Genomic DNA, 20,462 nt, shown 5'->3' with positions numbered 1-20,462 from the left:
ATTGTTGCGTTGTAACGTGTACCCGCAAACGTGTTTGCGATCAGCAAGTTAAATCTGTGCCTGTCGTTGCACCATAGACTTCGAATGCTGTTCCGGTTCTGGCCATTTATTTTGAGAAGTGATTGTTAACGACCTTGCAGGCCTTGGAGTTATTGAAAATAAATACATCGCTAGTTGCGTTCCCATCAAACTTGCAAGAATCAACTACGACCTTCGTTGATCCCGATGCAATTCCCTGAATGAGGACGCCCATGCTGTTGTAGAACGCGCAGTTTTCGGTGCGGAACCAGTTGTCCGAGTTCCCATCGCTGAAGCCGAAATGAAAGACGGTGAAAGCAGATGTGGTGCCCGAGACAGGAATCGAACCTGCGACCTTCGCGTTACGAGTGCGCTGCTCTACCGGCTGAGCTACACGGGCGGTGGGCTAAACCTAGCACTGCTCATGCAGGTCGGCAACTTCGCCGAATGACTCGATATTTCACGGACAAAAAAATGCCCCGCCGTTTTCACGGCGGGGCATTTTCATTGCGCTAGGACTACGGGGTGATTAAACGCCCGAAGCCTTGGCGGCTGCCACGTCTTTGATGGACAGCTTGATACGGCCGCGGTTGTCCACGTCCAGTACCAGCACTTCCACTTCCTGGCCTTCTTTCAGGATGTCGGTCACTTTCTCTACGCGAGCGTCGCTCAGCATCGAGATGTGAACCAGACCGTCCTTGCCCGGCAGGATGTTGACGAATGCGCCGAAGTCGACGATGCGCTCAACCTTGCCGACGTAGATCTTGCCGATCTCGGCCTCTGCGGTGATACCCAGAACGCGCTGACGTGCTGCTTCAGCGGCTTCCTTGGTTTCGCCGAAGATCTTGATCGAACCGTCGTCTTCGATGTCGATCGAAGCCTTGGTCTCTTCGCAGATCGCACGGATGGTCGCGCCACCTTTACCGATAACGTCACGGATCTTGTCGGTGTCGATCTTCATCGCGATCATGGTCGGAGCGTTGGCCGACAGTTCGGTACGCGACTGGCCGATGATCTGGTTCATCTGGCCGAGGATGTTCAGGCGCGCTTCCAGGGCCTGGCCCAGAGCGATTTCCATGATCTCTTCGGTGATGCCCTTGATCTTGATGTCCATCTGCAGCGCGGTCACACCTTTGGCGGTACCGGCTACTTTGAAGTCCATGTCGCCCAGGTGGTCTTCGTCACCCAGGATGTCGGTCAGGACGGCGAACTTCTCGCCTTCTTTAACCAGACCCATGGCGATACCGGCAACCGGTGCCTTCATCGGAACACCAGCGTCCATCAGGGCCAGGGAAGCGCCGCAAACGGAAGCCATCGAGCTCGAACCGTTGGATTCGGTGATTTCCGAAACCACACGGATGGTGTACGGGAACACGTCAGCGGCTGGCAGCATCGCCGAAACCGAACGACGGGCCAGACGGCCGTGACCGATTTCACGACGACCGGCGCCACCCATGCGACCACACTCGCCCACCGAGAACGGAGGGAAGTTGTAGTGCAGCATGAACGGGTCTTTTTTCTCGCCTTCCAGGGTGTCCAGCAGTTGCGCGTCACGGGCAGTGCCCAGCGTCGCGACGACCAGAGCCTGGGTTTCACCACGGGTGAACAGTGCCGAACCGTGGGTCTTCGGCAGAACGCCGACTTCGATGTTCAGCGGACGTACGGTGCGGGTGTCGCGACCGTCGATACGTGGCTTGCCGTTAACGATGTTTTCGCGAACGGTGCGGTATTCGATTTCGCCGAAAGCGGCTTTGACGTCGGAAGCCGAAGGCTGGCCTTCTTCACCGGACAGCTTGGCTACGACCTGGTCACGCAGCTCGCCCAGACGCGCATAACGGTCGGCCTTGATGGTGATGGTGTAAGCCTGGGAGATCGCTTCGCCGAACTCGGAACGGATAGCGGCCAGCAGCTCGGTGGCTTCTGGAGCAGGTGCCCAGGTCCAGGTTGGCTTGGCCGCTTCGGCAGCCAGTTCTTTAACGGCGTTGATTACGACCTGGAACTCGTCGTGAGCAAACAGTACCGCGCCCAGCATCTGGTCTTCGGTCAGCTCTTTGGCTTCCGACTCAACCATCAGCACGGCGTCCGAAGTACCGGCAACAACCATGTCCAGGCTCGAGGCAGCTTGCTGCTCGTAGGTCGGGTTCAGCAGGTAGCCGGTGCTTTCGTGGAAAGCAACGCGGGCGGCGCCGATCGGGCCGTCGAACGGAATGCCGGAGATCGCCAGGGCAGCCGAGGTACCGATCATCGCAGCGATGTCCGGATCGGTCTTCTTGCTGGTGGAAACGACGGTGCAGACAACCTGCACTTCGTTCATGAAACCTTCCGGGAACAGCGGACGGATCGGACGGTCGATCAGTCGGGAAGTCAGGGTTTCTTTCTCGGAAGGACGGCCTTCACGCTTGAAGAAACCGCCAGGGATCTTGCCGGCAGCGTAGGTCTTTTCCTGGTAGTGAACGGACAGAGGGAAGAAGCCCTTGCCCGGATCGGCTTGCTTGGCACCGACTACGGTCACCAATACGCTGACGTCGTCGTCAACGGTGACCAATACTGCGCCGGAGGCCTGACGGGCGATACGGCCAGTCTCGAGGGTAACGGTCGACTGACCGAACTGGAATTTTTTGATTACCGGGTTCACGGTGTCCTACCTTCTTTGTGGCTCTTGGGGGAACTGGTTTCTTGCGAAATTCTTGGGCAATGCCGGGAATCGGCCCGACGCCTGTCCAGGGTAAAACGTGCATCCAGATAAAACTTGAGGCTGGGAGCCTGCCGGACGCCGGCGGAAACCCGCTGACGTCTGACAGACAACCAACCTCATAGCGCAATCGCTGATTAGCGACGCAGACCCAGGCGAGCGATCAGAGCGCTGTAACGGCTCACGTCCTTGCCTTTCAGGTAGTCCAGCAGCTTGCGACGCTGGTTAACCATGCGGATCAGACCACGACGGGAGTGGTGGTCTTTACCGTTGGCCTTGAAGTGACCTTGCAGTTTGTTGATGTTGGCGGTCAGCAGTGCAACTTGCACTTCTGGCGAACCAGTGTCACCAACAGCTTGCTGGTAGTCGGCAACGATTTGAGCTTTTTCTTGAACGTCGAGAGCCATGAGGCAATCCTTTTATCAGGAAACTGTTTCAAAAACAGTTTCAACAGGCCAGGGACAAATCCCTGTATCTATAAATGAGTAGTGACCGTGCCTGTTGACAGCCACACTCGCCGGCCTGCTGTTACACAGACCGGATTCCGGTCATTCTGACCGAATCAGTCGACGCGGCGCGATGCGCCCGTCTTCGCTCACTTCACCGATACCGATGAAGCGACCGTTATGATCCTGTACCCGCACCATGCCGAACTTCGGAGCATCCGGGGCACGTACCGGCTGGCCGTTGAGCCAGTAGAACGCGCTCGCTTCCGAGAACTGCAGCAACGGCCAATCCTGCAGGCCGCTGTCCGATGGCATCAGGAAGCGGTCGACCGCTTCGTTGCCGCCTTCGGCATGTACCGCTTCCAGCTCTTCGAGGGTCACGGTCTGCGCCAGGGTGAAAGGCCCGGCCTGGGTACGACGCAGTTCAGCGACGTACGCACCACAACCGAGTTGCTCACCGATATCCTCCACCAGGGTGCGAATATAGGTGCCCTTGCTGCAATCCACCGCAAGACGCGCAGTATCGCCTTCGAAGGCCAGCAATTCCAAGCGCGCAATAGTAACAGAACGCGGTTCGCGCTCCACTACTTCGCCTGCACGGGCCAACTTGTACAGCGGCTGGCCATCACGCTTGAGAGCGGAGTACATAGGCGGTATCTGACTGATTTGCCCACGAAATTTCGGCAGAACCGCTTCAACGTCGGCCTGACCAACGGTCACCGGACGCTCCTGCAAAACCTCGCCTTCGGCGTCCGCCGTGGTGGTGGTCTTGCCCAGTTGCGCCAGGGTTTCGTAACCCTTGTCGGAATCGAGCAGGTACTGCGAGAACTTGGTCGCCTCGCCAAAGCACAGCGGCAGAACGCCGGTGGCCAGTGGGTCGAGACTGCCGGTGTGACCGGCCTTCTCGGCGTTGAGCAACCAGCGAACCTTCTGCAACGCGGCGTTGGAGGTAAACCCCAGCGGCTTATCGAGCAGGATGATGCCGCTGACGTTACGACGGATACGTTTGACCTGAGCCACCGAGTTACTCCTTGGTGTCTTCGGGTGCTGCCGCAGCCACGTGCTGATTGTCCTCAGCCACGGCGCGCTCGATCAGGGCCGACAGGTGCGCACCCCGCACAACGCTTTCGTCGTAGTGGAAGTGCAATTGCGGCACGCTGCGCAGCTTCATTTCGCGGGCCAGCTGCATGCGCAGGAAACCGGCGGCAGCATTGAGCACCTTGATGCTTTGCGCGATGTCTTCGGCATTGTCCTGCCCCATCACGGTGATGAAGATCTTCGCGTGACCGACGTCACGGCTGACTTCCACAGCGGTAATGGTGACCAGGCCGACGCGCGGGTCTTTGACTTCACGACGGATCAGTTGGGCCAGCTCACGCTGCATCTGATCGCCGATACGTTGGGTACGGCTGTATTCTTTTGCCATGATTTGTTACCTGTTACTGCCCAGCGGCGAAACCCGCAAGGTCTGAAAGCGGCAAACGCCCGGCCTGACAAAAGCCAGACCGGGCGTTGCGTTTAGAGTCCTGACGCCGTGCCGCGCACTTGCATGCGGCGGCCCGACGTGGCCCTTGAAGTGCGCGAGTCAGAGGCTGCGAGCAACCTGAACCTTCTCGAAGACTTCGATCTTGTCGCCGACTTTGACGTCGTTGTAGCTCTTCACGCCGATACCGCATTCCATGCCGGCACGTACTTCGGAAGCGTCATCCTTGAAGCGGCGCAGGGATTCCAGCTCGCCTTCGAAGATAACGATGTCTTCACGCAGTACACGGATCGGACGGTTACGGTGAACAGTACCCTCGATCACCATGCAGCCGGCGATGGCGCCGAACTTAGGCGAACGGAATACGTCACGGACTTCGGCCACACCGAGGATGTTCTCGCGAACGTCGCTGCCAAGCATACCGGTCAGGGCTTTCTTGACGTCTTCGATGATGTCGTAGATCACGTTGTAGTAACGCATGTCCAGACCTTCCTGCTCGACGATCTTCCGTGCGCCGGCATCGGCACGCACGTTGAAGCCGAACAGTACAGCGTTGGAAGCCAGTGCCAGGTTGGCATCGGATTCGGTGATACCACCGACACCGCCACCGACCACACGCACTTGCACTTCGTCGTTACCCAGGCCGTTCAGAGCGCCCTGCAAAGCTTCCAGCGAACCACGGACGTCGGATTTGAGGACGATGTTGAGCGTCTTCTTCTCTTCCTGACCCATGCTTTCGAAGATGTTTTCCAGCTTGCCGGCGTGAGCGCGAGCCAGTTTGACTTCGCGGAACTTGCCTTGACGGAACAGAGCCACTTCACGGGCTTTCTTCTCGTCGGCAACCACGCTCATCTCGTCGCCAGCGTCAGGCGTACCGTCCAGGCCGAGGATCTCGACCGGAATGGCCGGGCCCGCTTCCTTGATCGGCTTGCCGTTCTCGTCGAGCATGGCGCGCACGCGGCCATAGTTCGAGCCGACCAGCACCATGTCGCCTTGACGCAGCGTACCGTCCTGAACCAGAACAGTTGCCACCGGGCCACGGCCCTTGTCGAGACGCGATTCAACCACGACACCACGGCCAGGAGCCGAAGGAGTGGCGGTCAGTTCGAGAACTTCAGCCTGCAGCAATACAGCTTCGAGCAGTTCGTCGACGCCGGTACCCATCTTCGCGGAGACCGGTACGAATGGAGTGTCGCCACCCCAGTCTTCAGAGGTCACGCCGTGGGCCGACAGTTCGCTACGGATGCGATCGAGATCTGCACCCGGCTTGTCGATCTTGTTCACCGCAACCACCAGCGGAACGCCAGCAGCAACAGCATGCTGAACAGCTTCGATGGTTTGTGGCATCACGCCGTCGTCCGCCGCAACCACCAGGATCACGATGTCGGTCGCCTTGGCACCACGGGCACGCATGGCGGTAAACGCGGCGTGACCAGGGGTGTCGAGGAAGGTGACCATGCCGCGTTCGGTTTCAACGTGGTATGCACCGATGTGCTGAGTGATACCGCCGGCTTCGCCAGCAGCTACCTTGGCACGACGGATGTAGTCGAGCAGCGAGGTCTTACCGTGGTCAACGTGACCCATTACGGTCACAACCGGCGCACGAGGAACCGCTTCACCTTCGAACTTCAGGGACTCGGCCAGGGAATCTTCCAGGGCGGTGTCGCTGACCAGGGTCACTTTGTGGCCCAGTTCTTCGGCTACCAGTTGAGCAGTTTCCTGATCAAGCACCTGGTTGATGGTCGCTGGAGTACCCAGTTTGAACATGAACTTGATGATTTCGGCAGCCTTTACCGACATCTGCTGAGCGAGATCGCCAACAGTGATGGTTTCGCCGATCTTCACTTCACGCACGACAGGGCCGGTCGGGCTCTGGAAACCGTGGGCGTTGCGTTTCTTCAGCTTGGCCTTGCCGCGACCGCCGCGACGGAAGCCATCGCTTTCTTCGTCGGTAGTGCGTGGCGCCACACGTGGAGCCGGAGCCTTTTCCTTGACCGATGCGCGATGCGGAGCGTTTTTGCGCTCGCCATCACCACCGCCACGACGGTTGTTGTCGTCGGCACGTGGTTTGTCCGGACGGCGCTGTTCGTCACGCTTGCGAGTGTCGGCAGCCGGCGCAGCAGCCACAACCGGCGCGGCTTCGCGCACGGGTTCGGCCACTGGCGCAGGTGCAGCGACGGCTTCGGCAGGAGCGGACGGCGCAGCAGGCTGGCGACGCGCTTCTTCTTCGGCGCGAACGCGGGCTTCTTCTTCAGCCTTCTGACGGGCAGCATTTTCTACTGCGCGACGTTCATCCAGTTCACGCTTGCGCTCGGCTTCGATTTCTTCCGGGCTACGCTGTACGAAAACTTTCTTCTTGCGGACTTCAACGCTGATGCTTTTGCTGCCAGCCACACGCAGGGTGCTGGTGGTTTTACGCTGCAGCGTGATCTTGCGTGGTTCTTCCACTTTCGCCTTGTGGCTGCTTTTCAAGTGGGTCAGCAGGGATTGCTTCTCACTGTCAGTCACATTTTCTTCGGCGGCGGTGTGCGGCAGACCTGCCTCACGCATCTGCTGCAACAGGCGCTCTACCGGTGTTTTGACCTCATCGGCCAGTTGTTTCACCGTGACTTGCGTCATGCACTTCTCTCCTCAGGCCGCGCCTAATTACTCGAACCAGTGGGCTCGGGCGGCCATGATCAACTTGCCGGCACGATCATCGTCAATGCCGTCGATGTCGAGCAGGTCGTCAATAGACTGCTCGGCCAGGTCTTCGCGGGTAATTACGCCGCGCACCGCCAGTTCCATCGCCAAATCCTTGTCCATACCCTCAAGCGAGAGCAGGTCTTCGGCCGGATGGGCGTCTGCCAGCTTTTCCTCAGTAGCGATGGCTTTGGTCAACAAGCGATCCTTGGCACGAGCGCGAAGCTCGTTGACGATGTCTTCGTCAAAGCCGTCGATGTTGAGCATTTCTTCCAACGGTACGTAGGCAATCTCTTCCAGGCTGGTGAAGCCTTCGTCGACCAGCACCTGAGCCAGCTCTTCGTCGACTTCCAGCTCGTCGATGAAGTTGCGCAGGATGTCGCCGGTTTCCGCTTGCTGCTTAGCCTGGATGTCCGATTCGGTCATCACGTTCAGGGTCCAGCCAGTCAGCTGGCTCGCCAGACGCACGTTCTGACCACCACGACCGATGGCCTGAGCCAGATTGTCTGCGCCAACGGCGATGTCCATGGCATGGGCATCTTCGTCAACGATGATGGCCGCCACTTCTGCCGGCGACATGGCATTGATCACGAACTGGGCCGGGTTGTCGTCCCACAGGACGATGTCGACACGCTCGCCACCCAACTCGCCCGACACGGCCTGGACGCGCGAACCGCGCATACCGATGCACGCGCCTTGCGGGTCGATGCGTTTGTCCTTGGAGCGGACAGCGATCTTGGCACGCGAGCCCGGATCACGGGATGCGGCCATGACTTCGATCAGACCTTCAGCGATTTCCGGCACTTCGATACGGAACAGCTCGATCAGCATTTCCGGCGCGGTACGCGACAGGATCAGCTGAGGGCCGCGGTTCTCGGTGCGGATTTCCTTGAGCAGCGCACGCAGACGCACGCCGACACGGAAGGTTTCGCGAGAGATGATGTCTTCACGGGCCAGCAACGCTTCAGCGTTATTACCCAGGTCGACGATCACGTTGTCGCGGGTCACTTTCTTCACGGTGCCGGAGATGATTTCTCCCAGGCGCTCGCGATAAGCGTCAACCACTTGAGCGCGCTCGGCTTCGCGCACTTTCTGCACGATGACCTGCTTGGCGGTCTGCGCAGCGATGCGGCCGAACTCGATGGACTCGATCTTTTCTTCAACGACGTCGCCAACCTTGGCGCCTGGGTGCGTTTCAGCAACCTTGCTCGGCCAGGTTTCGATGGCCGGATCATCGAGATCATTCTCTTCGACGACCGTCCAGCGACGGAATGTTTCGTAAGAACCGGTGTGGCGGTTGATTTCCACACGCAGATCAACTTCGTCTTCAAAACGCTTTTTGGTAGCAGTGGCCAGAGCCAGCTCCAGCGCTTCAAAAATTACGCTTGCCGGTACACCCTTTTCATTGGATACCGACTCAACAACCAGCAGTACTTCTTTGCTCATCGTACGCCTCGCCTTTCGCAAGCCATTGGATCCGCGGGATCCGCGTCTCAGTCAAAACTGGGAATAATGTTGGCCTTGTCGATCATATCGATCGGCAACAGGAACTCATGGTCATCTACCTGCACCACGACGTCCTGCTCTTCTACACCGCGCAGAAGGCCCTGAAAGTTGCGTCGACCTTCAAAAGGCGAGCGCAGCTTGATCTTCACTTGTTCACCGACATATTTGGCAAACTGCTCAAGAGTGAACAGTGGGCGTTCCATGCCTGGCGAGGAAACTTCAAGGGTGTATTCAACGGAGATCGGATCTTCAACATCCAGCACACCGCTGATCTGACGGCTGACGATGGCGCAATCGTCCACCAGTACGCCGCCTTCCTTATCGATATAAACGCGCAACATTGAGTGGCGACCTTGAGCCGAAAACTCAATACCCCAGCATTCATAGCCTAGGGCCACGACCACCGGGGCCAGCAAGGCCTGCAACTCTTCTAGCTTGCTCGACACCTGAACCCCCTCGTGCATGTATGTGCATGCTATGCAAAATAAAAAAATGGGCGAAACGCCCATCCTTGAAACGCCGTCGAACAGCGGCGTTGAAAGTGTCCAGCTAACAAAAAGCCCCTTAAAAGGGGCTCCTTAAACTGGTTGCGGGGGCCGGATTTGAACCGACGACCTTCGGGTTATGAGCCCGACGAGCTACCAGACTGCTCCACCCCGCGACAAAGCTGGGGCGGAAGTATACGACCGATCCCTTATAGGGTCAATGTAACCTTCCACCTGCAAGAAAGCCCGCAACAGCGGGCTCTCCTGACTAATTGGTACCGAGAAGGGGACTCGAACCCCTACACCCTATGGGCACAACCACCTCAAGGTTGCGTGTCTACCAATTCCACCACCTCGGCAATACTACGTTTGAAACCCTTCTTACTTCTGCTCTTGAGCTGGAGGTACGTCAGTCGCTGGAGTAGCCGACTTTTGCTCTTGAAGCACCGGGACATCATCAGAAGCCGGTTGTTGCTTTGGAACTTCCAACACTGCCGGGTTTGGCAAACCTGCTTGAGTCAGCTGATGAGCCTTCTCTTTAGCAAAGTATCCTAACCCCAAGCTGGTTATGAAGAAACCGGCGGCAAGTATAGCAGTAAACTTACTAAGAAAGGTAGAGGAACCTTGGCTTCCGAACACAGTATTTGAAGCACCTGCTCCGAAAGACGCGCCAGCGTCCGCACCTTTACCCTGCTGCAGCAAAACCAGAGCAACTACGCCCAATGCACCCAGCAGATGAAAAACGACTACGACTGTTTCCAGCATTTTTTCAGTTTCCCGCGGCGCGACAAATCGCACCGAACTCATCTGCATTCAGGGAAGCTCCACCAATGAGCCCCCCATCGATATCCGGCATGCCGAACAGTTCGACCGCATTGGCCGCCTTCACGCTGCCGCCGTATAGAAGCCGCACACCTCGTGCCACTTCAGAATTCTCTGCCGCCAACTGCTCGCGAATGGCTTTATGCACATCCTGAGCCTGTTGCGGCGTCGCAGTCAGCCCGGTACCAATCGCCCAGACCGGCTCGTAAGCGATCACTGCGTTGGCAAAAGCACCGACACCCAGCTCCTCGATGATACTGCCCAGCTGACGCCCGACAACCTCAAGAGTTTTTCCGGCTTCACGCTGCTCCAGGGTCTCCCCTACGCACAACACCGGAATCAAGCCACATGCCTGTGCCGCTGCGAACTTGCGATTCAGCATTCCGTCTCGCTCGCCCATGATCTGGCGGCGTTCGGAGTGCCCGACAAGCACCAGGGAACAACCTGCATCCACCAACTGACTCGGCGCAATCTCGCCCGTCAACGCACCTTGCATGGATTCCACCGCAGAGTTCTGCGCACCGACCGAAATCGATTTGCCTTTCAAGCCATCAATCACTTGATTGATATACAAGCAAGGCGGGAATACCGCGACATCAACACCGCTTGGCAAGGCCAGATGACGAAGGCCGTTGATCAGCTCAGCGACGCTGGCGCGGGTACCGTGCATCTTCCAGTTACCAGCTACCATAGGGCGACGCATGCTGTACCTCGTCGGTCAAAGTGGGCGCAGATGTTACCCAACACAATCATGGCTGGCAAGCCGAATCAGGCAGAAACTTCAGTTACCAGTTTTGCCAGTTCTTCGGCATAACCGCGAACCTGGGTTTCATCCTCGCCTTCGACCATCACACGCACCAGCGGCTCTGTCCCGGACTTGCGCAAAAGCACACGACCACGCCCCGCCATCGCCTGGGTTACGCGCGCACTCGCTTCCTTGACAGCCGGGTGTTCCAGCGGGCTTTCGCCTCCACCGAAACGCACATTGATCAGCACCTGCGGACACTTGCGCAACGCCTGGCGAGTTTGAGCAAGCCCCTCGCTACGCGTCTTCAGCGCCATCAGCACCTGCAAAGCCGCGATGATCGCATCACCCGTGGTGGTGTGATTGAAGCACACGACATGCCCCGAGTTTTCGCCACCGACCAGCCAGTTACGCTCCAGCAGCTCGGCGATCACATAGCGGTCACCGACATTGGCGCGCACGAAAGGAATACCCAGATCTGCGAGCGCGAGTTCGAGCCCGAGGTTACTCATCAAGGTACCGACCACACCGCCCTGCAACTTGCCGCGCTCATGCAGATCGCGCGCAATGATGTACAGCAGTTCGTCACCATCGACAATCGCACCGGTGTGATCGACCATCAGCACCCGGTCACCGTCACCATCGAAGGCGATACCCAGATCCGCATGTTCGGACAACACCGCCGCCTGCAATTGCCCCATATGCGTGGAGCCACAGTTGTCATTGATGTTCAGACCGTTAGGCTGAGCCGACAGAACGACGACCTCGGCACCCAACTCACGGAAAACACTCGGCGCAACCTTATAGGTGGCACCGTGGGCGCAGTCGATGACAATCTTCAGGCCGGAGAAACTGGTGCCGGTCGGCACGGAGCTCTTGCAGAACTCGATATAGCGACCGGACGCATCATTGATGCGCGACACCTTGCCGATCTTGCTCGACTCGACAACGGTCATCGGCGTATCGAGCAATTCTTCGATCATCAGCTCCAGCTCATCAGGCAGCTTGGTGCCCTTGCCGGAGAAAAACTTGATGCCGTTATCGTCATGGGGATTGTGCGATGCGCTGATCACGATCCCGGCCTCAGCCTGGAATGTGCGCGACAGGTAGGCGATGGCCGGAGTCGGCATTGGGCCAAGCAGCATTACATCGGCACCTGCAGATGTCAGGCCGGCCTCAAGCGCCGACTCGAACATATAGCCGGAAATCCGCGTGTCCTTGCCGACCAGCACCTTGCAGGCGCCCATCTTGCGAAAGGCCATGCCGGCAGCCCAGCCGAGTTTGAGCATGAAGTCCGGAGTGATCGGGTATTCCCCGACACGACCACGAATGCCGTCAGTACCAAAGTATTTCTTGCTCATAAGTGCTCCATCATTCTTATTCGGCTGATTCCACGGCCGCGAGCATTCGCACCACGTCCACCGTTTCCGCCACATCATGGACGCGCAATATACGCGCACCTTTCACAGATGCCAGTGCGGCCAGAGCCAGACCACCGTAAAGACGCTCACCCACAGGGCGATTCAATGCATGACCGATCATGCTTTTGCGTGAAACACCCACCAACAGAGGCCGCCCCAGCGCATGCAGGGCTTCCATATGCTTGAACAAGCTTAGATTGTGCTGCAGGGTTTTGGCGAAGCCGAAGCCCGGATCGAGAATGATCCGCTCGGCAGGAATGCCTGCCACTTCACACTGAACCATGCGCTCGGCAAGAAACTCACCCACTTCCCGGGTGACATCCTGGTAACGCGGATCATCCTGCATGTCGCCAGGCTCGCCGAGCATATGCATAAGGCATACAGGCAGCCCCGTGGCAGCAGCAGCATCCAACGCGCCATCCCGCCGCAGCGAACGAACGTCGTTGATCAAGCCGGCGCCCAGCCGCGCGGTTTCGCGCATGACCGCCGGAGTGGATGTATCGACCGATATGACCACATCCAGTTCGCGATTGATCAGCTCGACGACGGGAGCGACACGCTCTAGCTCCTCCAATGGAGAAACCGCCCGCGCGCCCGGACGGGTCGACTCTCCGCCCACATCGATCAGTGTCGCACCCGCCGCAACCATGGCTTCGGCATGACGCAAGGCCGCATCGAGCTGGCTGTATCGGCCACCGTCGGAAAAAGAATCGGGAGTGACATTGAGAATGCCCATGACGTGCGTCCGGGCCAAATCAAGAACCCGGTTGCCGCAAGGCAACCGGGTCAGGGACTGTACAGAAGTCATTTCAAACCTTAAACGTCGGCAGCCGGACCGCCAATCGGTGTTTCCGGACGCTCGCCCTGAATGACAGGAGGCGTACCAGTACCGGTACCGCCCGACCAATCGCGAGGCTCGCGAGGTGTACGACCGGCCATGATGTCGTCGATCTGTTCGGCATCGATCGTCTCGTACTTCATCAGGGCATCCGCCATGGCATCGAGCTTGTCGCGGTTGTCCGTGAGGATCTGTTTGGCCGTGCCGTAGCACTGGTCGATGATGCTGCGCACTTCGGAGTCGATCAGCTTGGCTGTCTCACCGGAGAAGCTGGCATTCTGACCGCCACCACCACGACCGAGGAATACTTCACCCTCTTCTTCGGCATACATCAACGGACCAAGCTTTTCCGACAGACCCCACTTGGTCACCATGTTCCGCGCAATCTGACTCGCGCGCATGATGTCGTTGGAAGCACCAGTCGTCACACCGTCGAAGCCCAAAGTCATCTCTTCAGCAATACGACCGCCGTACAGCGAGCAGATCTGACTGATCAGCGCACGCTTGGACAGGCTGTAACGATCTTCTTCCGGCAGGAACATGGTCACACCCAGCGCACGACCGCGCGGGATGATCGACACCTTGTAGACCGGATCGTGCTCGGGCACGACGCGACCAACAATGGCATGGCCTGCTTCGTGATAAGCGGTGTTCTGCTTTTCCTTCTCGGACATGACCATGGATTTGCGCTCGGCACCCATCATGATCTTGTCTTTGGCCAGTTCGAATTCCTTCATCTCGACGATGCGTTTGCCGGCACGGGCAGCGAAGAGCGAAGCCTCGTTGACCAGGTTGGCCAGGTCAGCACCGGAGAAGCCCGGAGTACCACGCGCAATAACGGCCGGGGCAACGTCATCACCCATTGGCACTTTACGCATGTGAACCTTGAGGATCTGCTCGCGACCACGGATGTCCGGCAGACCAACCACCACCTGACGGTCGAAACGACCAGGACGCAGCAGAGCAGGGTCCAGCACGTCAGGGCGGTTGGTCGCGGCGATGACGATGATGCCGTCATTCATTTCAAAACCGTCCATCTCCACCAGCAACTGGTTGAGAGTCTGTTCGCGCTCGTCGTGACCGCCACCCATGCCGGCGCCACGATGGCGACCAACGGCGTCGATCTCGTCGATGAAGATGATGCACGGAGCGTGTTTCTTGGCCTGTTCGAACATGTCACGAACGCGGCTGGCACCGACACCGACGAACATTTCAACGAAGTCGGAACCGGAAATGGTGAAGAACGGCACCTTGGCTTCGCCAGCAATCGCCTTGGCCAGCAAGGTTTTACCGGTACCCGGAGGACCAACCATCAGCACACCGCGAGGAATGCGACCGCCCAGACGCTGGAACTTGCCCGGATCACGCAGGAACTCGACCAGCTCGCCCACCTCCTCCTTCGCTTCGTCGCAACCGGCAACGTCAGCCAGAGTGGTTTTCACCTGATCTTCGGACAGCAGACGCGCCTTGCTCTTGCCAAAGCTCATCGGCCCGCCCTTGCCGCCTGCACCGCCCTGCATCTGGCGCATGAAGAACATGAACACCGCGATGATCACCAGGATCGGGAAGCTGGCTACCAGAAGCTGGGTCCAGATGCTTTGCTGCTCAGGCTGTTTGCCTTCGACTACAACGTGGTTGTCGACCAGGTCGCCGATCAGGCCATTGTCCTGGATTGCCGGACGAATGGTCTTGAAGCTGTCGCCATCGTTGCGCTTGCCGGTAATCACGTAGCCGTCGACGGCCACGCGCTCGACCTTGCCATCCTTGACCTGCTGGATGAAGTCGGAATAGTTGAGGGTCTGCGGCTCGTTAGGGCTGGAGAAGTTGTTCATCACCGTCACCAGGACAGCCGCGATGATCAACCACAGGATCAGATTCTTTGCCATATCGTTCAATTAACTACCCTCTGAAGCAAGCTCCGCTACTGGCGCGCGCTTCGCATGATATTCACCGGCCTAACTTACTACATTACCTACAGCTCTGGCAGGCGCCGTCTGTAACCCTTTGTGAAACACTTTCTACACAATATTCGCTTATGCGCGCGGGGCGAAATACGAAAAACCTATCACCCCGCCAAAAAACCTCGTTTTACTCGCTACGACCGCGGTAGCCCCAAGCCAGCATGTATTGCTCGCGAGAACTGCCACGAGAAGAGTCCGGCTTGATCATCTGGATCTTGTCGAACTTCTTGCGAGCATCCTTCAGGTAAGTATCGAACCCTTCGCCCTGAAATATCTTGATCAGGAAATTACCGCCCGGCTTGAGTATCCGCTCCGCCAGATCAAGCGCCAGCTCGCAAAGAAACATGGCTTTGGGCATGTCCACTTCAGGCGTACCACTCATATTGGGGGCCATATCGGAAATCACAAGGTCCACCTGCGAATTACCTACGGCCTCAAGGATCCGGGCAAGCACTTCGTCCTGGGTGAAGTCACCCTGAATAAAGGTCACGTCCGGAATACTGTCCATTTCCAGGATGTCCGAAGCGATCAGGCGCCCCTGACCACCGATCAGCCGACTGGTGACTTGCGACCAGCCGCCGGGCGCCGCGCCGAGGTCGACGACGCTCATGCCCGGACGGATCAGTTTGTATTTTTCCTGGACCTCCAGAAGCTTGTAACTTGCGCGCGAACGATAGCCGTCCTTCTGCGCCTGCTTCACATAGGGGTCATTGACATGTCTTTTCAGCCAACCAAGGCTTGTCTTGGAACGCGCCATTGGGCACCTCGTTGATTAGGGTCGTGATTAATTGGGCGGATCCACGAGCCCTCGGGTAAAATGGCCGCCATTTTACAGAATCCAGACGAAAGGGTCAGATTATGCCGCTCACTCCAGAGCAGAAGAAACAGTACAAATCCATCGGCCACCACCTGAAACCGGTTCTGACTGTGGCTGACAACGGTTTGACTGAGGGTGTTTTAGCCGAACTCGAACGCGCATTGGCAGATCACGAGCTGATCAAGATCAAGCTCAACATCCTCGATCGCGAGGCGCGCCTGGCGTCCGTTGCAGAGCTGTGCAAGACCGGCAAAGCCGATCTGGTTCAAGTCATCGGCAAGATGGCACTGATTTACCGCAAGAACTTCAGCGTCAACAAGCAGCTGTCGAACGTCCATCGCTTCAAGTGATGGCAAGGGTCAAGGGTGTGCTTCGCGCACCCTGCCACTCCATCCCGGCACCGGCTGCAATACCAGCACCAACCCGGAAAAACCCAACACAAGAAAGCTGAACACCTGCCAGCGCTGCGCATCCGGCCAGCCGACACGCACTGCGACAAACATCGCACACGCATACAACGCCATCAGCAATACCTGCCCGCGAAAATCCCGCCATAGACTGGCAAGGCCCTCGGCCTGTAACAGCACCAAAGCCTGAAATATCACGCACGCGACGGCAAAACCCACCACCGCCACTTCAAACGTACTTGCAACTTCATCGATCAGCAGCGGTGCCAGGCCGATTTGACCCAGCACCGGCCGCAGCCCCAGATGTACCAGCCACAGGCCACCGACCCACAACATCTGGGCCAGTTGCCAGAGCATTGCGCCCGCATGCAGCGGGCGCCCACCCTCAGATGTGACGGACTTCGACAATCTCATACTCGATAACGCCGCCAGGCGTTTTCACGGCAACGACGTCACCCTCTTCCTTGCCGATCAAGGCACGGGCGAGAGGTGAACCGACCGAAATCTTGCCGAGTTTGAAGTCTGCTTCATCTTCACCAACGATGTGGTAAGTGACGCTCTCATCAGTCTCGACGTTGGCGATTTCAACGGTCGTGCCGAAAATCACTTTGCCAGTGTGAGGAATGGTCGTGACATCAATGACGACCTGATTCTGGATCCGACCTTCGATATCACGAATCCGCGCCTCGACCATGCCCTGCTGTTCACGGGCGGCATGGTATTCAGCGTTTTCCTTCAAATCACCCAACTCGCGGGCCGTACCGATGTCCTGGCTGAGCTTCGGACGAACGACCTTGGTCAGGTGAGCATGCTCTTCTTCCAGGGCGCGAGCGCCCTGAACAGTCATTGGGTATTTGGTTATGCTCATGCCTTCAATCCTGCGTGTAGATCCTGCAAGCGGCGTACGGTCTTTTCGGGACCGAACTTCAGCGCTTCACAGATAGCTTCGCCAGCAGCAATGGTGGTGGTGCAGTAAATCTTGTGCTGCAAGGCGTTACGGCGAATGGAATAGGAATCGGCGATCGACTGACGACCTTCGGTGGTATTGATGATCAGGGTGACTTCGTCATTCTTGATCATGTCGACCACGTGCGGACGACCCTCGGTCACCTTGTTCACGCGACGCACTTTCAGACCTGCGGCTTCGATCAGCTTGGCAGTGCCGGCAGTGGCGACGACTTCGAAGCCCAAGTTGATCAGATCACGAGCCACGCCTGCAACCAGTGGCTTGTCATCGTCGCGCACGCTGATGAAGGCGGTACCGCCGGTCGGCAGCACTTCGCTGGCGCCCATCTGGGCTTTGGCAAAGGCTTCGCCGAAGGTGTCGCCGACGCCCATCACTTCACCGGTGGACTTCATCTCTGGGCCGAGGATCGGGTCAACGCCAGGGAACTTGGCGAACGGGAACACCGCCTCTTTCACGCTGTAGAAGTTCGGAATGATTTCCTTGGTGAAGCCGATTTCCTTCAAGGTTTTACCGGCCATCACGCGAGCCGCGATCATCGCCAGGGAAACACCGATGCACTTCGACACGAACGGTACGGTACGGGAAGCTCGCGGGTTGACTTCGATGACGTAGATGTCTTCGCCTTGCAGCGCCAACTGAACGTTCATCAGGCCGACCACACCCAGTTCCAAGGCCATTTTCTTGACCTGTTCGCGCATCTCGTCCTGGATGTGCGCCGGCAGCGAGTACGGCGGCAGCGAGCACGCGGAGTCACCGGAGTGAACGCCCGCCTGTTCGATGTGCTGCATGATCGCGCCAATCACTACGTCCTTGCCGTCGCAGACCGCATCCACGTCCATTTCGATCGCGCAGTTGAGGAAGTGGTCGAGCAGCACCGGGCTGTCGTTCGACACTTGCACCGCGTCACGCAGGTAACGCTTGAGTTCTTCTTCCTTGTAGACGATTTCCATCGCCCGGCCGCCCAGTACGTAGGACGGACGCACCACCAGCGGGTAACCGATCTTCGCGGCAGCGCGAACGGCTTCGTCTTCGCTGCGCACGGTGGCGTTTGGCGGCTGACGCAGGTTCAGACGCTCAACCATTTGCTGGAAGCGCTCACGGTCTTCGGCACGGTCGATGGCGTCAGGGCTGGTGCCGATGATCGGCACGCCAGCTGCTTCCAGGGCGCGAGCCAGTTTCAGAGGCGTCTGGCCGCCGTACTGGACAATCACGCCTTTCGGCTTCTCGACGCGGCAGATTTCCAGCACGTCTTCCAGAGTCACTGGTTCGAAGTACAGACGGTCGGAAGTGTCGTAGTCAGTGGAAACGGTTTCCGGGTTGCAGTTGACCATGATGGTCTCGTAGCCGTCATCGCGCAGCGCCAGTGCCGCGTGTACGCAGCAGTAGTCGAACTCGATGCCCTGGCCGATACGGTTCGGGCCACCGCCGAGGATGATGATCTTGTCGCGACCGGACGGCGCTGCTTCGCACTCTTCCTCATAGGTCGAGTACAGGTAGGCGGTGTCGGTGGCGAACTCGGCCGCGCAGGTGTCGACGCGCTTGTAGACCGGGAACACTTCCAGCTTGTGGCGGTGAGTGCGCAGGTTCTTCTCAGTGACGCCCAGCAGCTTGGCCAGACGCTGGTCGGAGAAACCTTTGCGCTTGAGCTTGTACATCAGATCGCGGTCGATAGCGGACAGACCGAGGGTCTTGACCTTCTCTTCATCCTTGATCAGATCTTCGATCTGTACCAGGAACCATGGATCGATCATGTTCATGCCGAAGATTTCTTCGACGGTCATGCCGGCGCGGAAGGCGTCCGCCACGTACCAGATACGCTCGGCGCCCGGCACGGTCAGTTCGCGCTTCAGCACGCTCATGCTTTCCGGATTGCTCAGGTCGACTTTCTCGTCCAGACCGCAAACGCCCACTTCCAGACCGCGCAGGGCTTTCTGCAGGGATTCCTGGAAGGTACGGCCGATGGCCATGACTTCACCGACCGACTTCATCTGAGTGGTCAGGCGCGCGTCAGCGTTGGCGAACTTCTCGAAAGCGAAGCGCGGCAGCTTGGTCACGACGTAGTCGATGGACGGTTCGAAGGACGCCGGGGTACGGCCGCCGGTGATGTCGTTCTGCAGTTCGTCGAGGGTGTAACCGACGGCCAGCTTGGCCGCGATCTTGGCGATCGGGAAACCGGTGGCTTTCGAGGCCAGAGCCGACGAGCGGGATACACGCGGGTTCATCTCGATCACGACCATACGGCCGGTGTTCGGGCAGATACCGAACTGAACGTTGGAACCGCCGGTCTCGACGCCGATCTCGCGCAGTACCGCCAGCGAGGCGTTACGCAGGATCTGGTATTCCTTGTCAGTCAGGGTCTGGGCCGGGGCCACAGTGATCGAGTCACCGGTGTGCACGCCCATCGGGTCGAAGTTTTCGATCGAGCAGACGATGATGCAGTTGTCCTTTTTGTCGCGGACAACTTCCATTTCATATTCTTTCCAGCCGATCAGGGACTCGTCGATCAGCAGCTCTTTGGTTGGCGACAGGTCCAGACCACGGGCGCAGATTTCTTCGAACTCTTCACGGTTGTAAGCGATACCGCCACCGGTGCCGCCCATGGTGAAGGACGGACGGATGATGCACGGGAAGCCCAGGCGCTCGAGCACCGCGTTGGCTTCTTCCATGCTGTGGGCGATACCGGAACGCGGGCATTCCAGGCCGATGGCTTTCATCGCCTTGTCGAAACGCGAGCGGTCTTCAGCCTTGTCGATGGTGTCGGCGTTGGCGCCGATCATCTCTACGCCGAACTTCTCCAGAACGCCTTCGCGCTCCAGGTCCAGGGCGCAGTTCAGAGCAGTCTGGCCGCCCATGGTTGGCAGCACGGCATCCGGACGCTCTTTTTCGATGATCTTGGCAACGGTCTGCCATTTGATCGGTTCGATGTAGGTCGCATCGGCCATGTCCGGGTCGGTCATGATGGTGGCCGGGTTGGAGTTCACCAGGATGACGCGATAACCCTCTTCGCGCAGGGCTTTACAGGCCTGGGCGCCGGAGTAGTCGAATTCGCAGGCCTGGCCGATAACGATCGGGCCAGCGCCGAGAATCAGGATGCTTTTAATGTCTGTACGTTTTGGCATGGGTTTGTCACTCAAATCCGCAGGTCAGTCGGCAAGCCGTCTTGATCGATTTC

General features: G+C 58.3%; 17 protein-coding genes and 3 tRNA genes. 1 reads left to right on the top strand and 19 read right to left on the bottom strand.

From position 1 onward, the window contains the following. Positions 1-342: 342 nt before the first annotated feature. The 16 genes from KJY40_RS05060 to rlmE form a co-directional block, all read right to left on the bottom strand. Positions 343-418: transfer RNA gene (locus KJY40_RS05060), tRNA-Thr, on the bottom strand. Positions 419-547: 129 nt separating this feature from the next. Next, a complete protein-coding gene (gene pnp, locus KJY40_RS05055) occupies positions 548-2,653 on the bottom strand; it encodes a polyribonucleotide nucleotidyltransferase (RefSeq protein WP_007953735.1) in 2,106 nt (701 codons plus the stop codon). Between the two features lie 194 nt (positions 2,654-2,847). Then, positions 2,848-3,117, bottom strand: coding sequence for a 30S ribosomal protein S15 (rpsO, locus tag KJY40_RS05050; RefSeq protein WP_011332409.1), 270 nt, complete (start codon positions 3,115-3,117; stop codon positions 2,848-2,850). A 141-nt stretch (positions 3,118-3,258) separates the two neighbouring features. Continuing rightward, positions 3,259-4,176: a tRNA pseudouridine(55) synthase TruB gene (truB, locus tag KJY40_RS05045; RefSeq protein ID WP_221615029.1), complete on the bottom strand. Its 918-nt coding sequence runs from the start codon at positions 4,174-4,176 to the stop codon at positions 3,259-3,261. Positions 4,177-4,180: 4 nt separating this feature from the next. Then, entirely contained in the window at positions 4,181-4,582 is a 402-nt protein-coding gene (gene rbfA, locus KJY40_RS05040) for a 30S ribosome-binding factor RbfA (protein ID WP_230735372.1), read from the bottom strand. A 159-nt stretch (positions 4,583-4,741) separates the two neighbouring features. Then, complete coding sequence (infB, locus tag KJY40_RS05035; protein ID WP_007953742.1) at positions 4,742-7,258, bottom strand: translation initiation factor IF-2; 2,517 nt, start codon at positions 7,256-7,258, stop codon at positions 4,742-4,744. Between the two features lie 27 nt (positions 7,259-7,285). Beyond that, positions 7,286-8,767, bottom strand: a complete 1,482-nt coding sequence (nusA, locus tag KJY40_RS05030) for a transcription termination factor NusA (protein ID WP_003221546.1) — start codon at positions 8,765-8,767, stop codon at positions 7,286-7,288. Positions 8,768-8,814: 47 nt separating this feature from the next. Next, complete coding sequence (rimP, locus tag KJY40_RS05025) at positions 8,815-9,273, bottom strand: ribosome maturation factor RimP (protein ID WP_039769696.1); 459 nt, start codon at positions 9,271-9,273, stop codon at positions 8,815-8,817. A gap of 138 nt (positions 9,274-9,411) precedes the next feature. After that, positions 9,412-9,488 (bottom strand) — tRNA-Met (locus KJY40_RS05020). A 97-nt stretch (positions 9,489-9,585) separates the two neighbouring features. Beyond that, positions 9,586-9,671, bottom strand: a tRNA-Leu gene (locus tag KJY40_RS05015). Positions 9,672-9,693: 22 nt separating this feature from the next. Continuing rightward, positions 9,694-10,077 (bottom strand): preprotein translocase subunit SecG, encoded by a 384-nt coding sequence (gene secG / locus KJY40_RS05010; protein ID WP_011332406.1) that lies wholly within the window; start codon positions 10,075-10,077, stop codon positions 9,694-9,696. A 4-nt stretch (positions 10,078-10,081) separates the two neighbouring features. Next, positions 10,082-10,837, bottom strand: a complete 756-nt coding sequence (gene tpiA, locus KJY40_RS05005) for a triose-phosphate isomerase (RefSeq protein WP_007953744.1) — start codon at positions 10,835-10,837, stop codon at positions 10,082-10,084. Between the two features lie 65 nt (positions 10,838-10,902). Then, complete coding sequence (gene glmM, locus KJY40_RS05000) at positions 10,903-12,240, bottom strand: phosphoglucosamine mutase (protein ID WP_230735370.1); 1,338 nt, start codon at positions 12,238-12,240, stop codon at positions 10,903-10,905. 16 nt (positions 12,241-12,256) lie between these two features. Continuing rightward, a complete protein-coding gene (gene folP, locus KJY40_RS04995) occupies positions 12,257-13,108 on the bottom strand; it encodes a dihydropteroate synthase (protein WP_230735368.1) in 852 nt (283 codons plus the stop codon). 8 nt (positions 13,109-13,116) lie between these two features. Next, the gene (ftsH, locus tag KJY40_RS04990) at positions 13,117-15,024 is read right to left on the bottom strand and encodes an ATP-dependent zinc metalloprotease FtsH (protein ID WP_011332403.1); all 1,908 of its coding nucleotides are present in this window, start codon (positions 15,022-15,024) and stop codon (positions 13,117-13,119) included. Positions 15,025-15,226: 202 nt separating this feature from the next. Continuing rightward, entirely contained in the window at positions 15,227-15,856 is a 630-nt protein-coding gene (gene rlmE / locus KJY40_RS04985; RefSeq protein WP_064382587.1) for a 23S rRNA (uridine(2552)-2'-O)-methyltransferase RlmE, read from the bottom strand. Between the two features lie 101 nt (positions 15,857-15,957). On the opposite strand from rlmE, the gene KJY40_RS04980 reads away from it, so the two are divergent. Further along, the gene (locus tag KJY40_RS04980) at positions 15,958-16,266 is read left to right on the top strand and encodes a YhbY family RNA-binding protein (protein WP_007953753.1); all 309 of its coding nucleotides are present in this window, start codon (positions 15,958-15,960) and stop codon (positions 16,264-16,266) included. Positions 16,267-16,275: 9 nt separating this feature from the next. Here the strand turns inward: KJY40_RS04980 and KJY40_RS04975 are convergent, their stop codons facing one another. From KJY40_RS04975 to carB, 3 genes are read right to left on the bottom strand one after another with little or no spacing between them, the layout of a single operon-like run. Beyond that, a complete protein-coding gene (locus tag KJY40_RS04975; RefSeq protein WP_127796890.1) occupies positions 16,276-16,680 on the bottom strand; it encodes an MFS transporter in 405 nt (134 codons plus the stop codon). 28 nt (positions 16,681-16,708) lie between these two features. Continuing rightward, complete coding sequence (gene greA, locus KJY40_RS04970) at positions 16,709-17,185, bottom strand: transcription elongation factor GreA (RefSeq protein ID WP_192564950.1); 477 nt, start codon at positions 17,183-17,185, stop codon at positions 16,709-16,711. 2 nt (positions 17,186-17,187) lie between these two features. Next, positions 17,188-20,409, bottom strand: coding sequence for a carbamoyl-phosphate synthase large subunit (carB, locus tag KJY40_RS04965; protein ID WP_230735366.1), 3,222 nt, complete (start codon positions 20,407-20,409; stop codon positions 17,188-17,190). Between the last annotated feature and the right edge of the window lie 53 nt (positions 20,410-20,462).

This window comes from Pseudomonas fitomaticsae (assembly GCF_021018765.1).
GTDB lineage: Bacteria > Pseudomonadota > Gammaproteobacteria > Pseudomonadales > Pseudomonadaceae > Aquipseudomonas > Aquipseudomonas fitomaticsae.
Note: the sequence above shows the minus strand (reverse complement) of the source record. Positions and strands in the feature narration are given on the sequence as shown.

Bases quoted from the DNA above. Each gene is read 5' to 3' on its own strand.
- rbfA (WP_230735372.1), bottom strand. From the start codon at position 4,582: ATGGCAAAAGAATACAGCCGTACCCAACGTATCGGCGATCAGATGCAG.
- folP (WP_230735368.1), bottom strand. From the start codon at position 13,108: ATGACTTCTGTACAGTCCCTGACCCGGTTGCCTTGCGGCAACCGGGTT.
- ftsH (WP_011332403.1), bottom strand. From the start codon at position 15,024: ATGGCAAAGAATCTGATCCTGTGGTTGATCATCGCGGCTGTCCTGGTG.
- infB (WP_007953742.1), bottom strand. From the start codon at position 7,258: ATGACGCAAGTCACGGTGAAACAACTGGCCGATGAGGTCAAAACACCG.
- nusA (WP_003221546.1), bottom strand. From the start codon at position 8,767: ATGAGCAAAGAAGTACTGCTGGTTGTTGAGTCGGTATCCAATGAAAAG.
- rlmE (WP_064382587.1), bottom strand. From the start codon at position 15,856: ATGGCGCGTTCCAAGACAAGCCTTGGTTGGCTGAAAAGACATGTCAAT.
- glmM (WP_230735370.1), bottom strand. From the start codon at position 12,240: ATGAGCAAGAAATACTTTGGTACTGACGGCATTCGTGGTCGTGTCGGG.
- KJY40_RS04980 (WP_007953753.1), top strand. From the start codon at position 15,958: ATGCCGCTCACTCCAGAGCAGAAGAAACAGTACAAATCCATCGGCCAC.
- carB (WP_230735366.1), bottom strand. From the start codon at position 20,409: ATGCCAAAACGTACAGACATTAAAAGCATCCTGATTCTCGGCGCTGGC.
- secG (WP_011332406.1), bottom strand. From the start codon at position 10,077: ATGCTGGAAACAGTCGTAGTCGTTTTTCATCTGCTGGGTGCATTGGGC.
- rpsO (WP_011332409.1), bottom strand. From the start codon at position 3,117: ATGGCTCTCGACGTTCAAGAAAAAGCTCAAATCGTTGCCGACTACCAG.
- tpiA (WP_007953744.1), bottom strand. From the start codon at position 10,837: ATGCGTCGCCCTATGGTAGCTGGTAACTGGAAGATGCACGGTACCCGC.
- KJY40_RS04975 (WP_127796890.1), bottom strand. From the start codon at position 16,680: ATGCTCTGGCAACTGGCCCAGATGTTGTGGGTCGGTGGCCTGTGGCTG.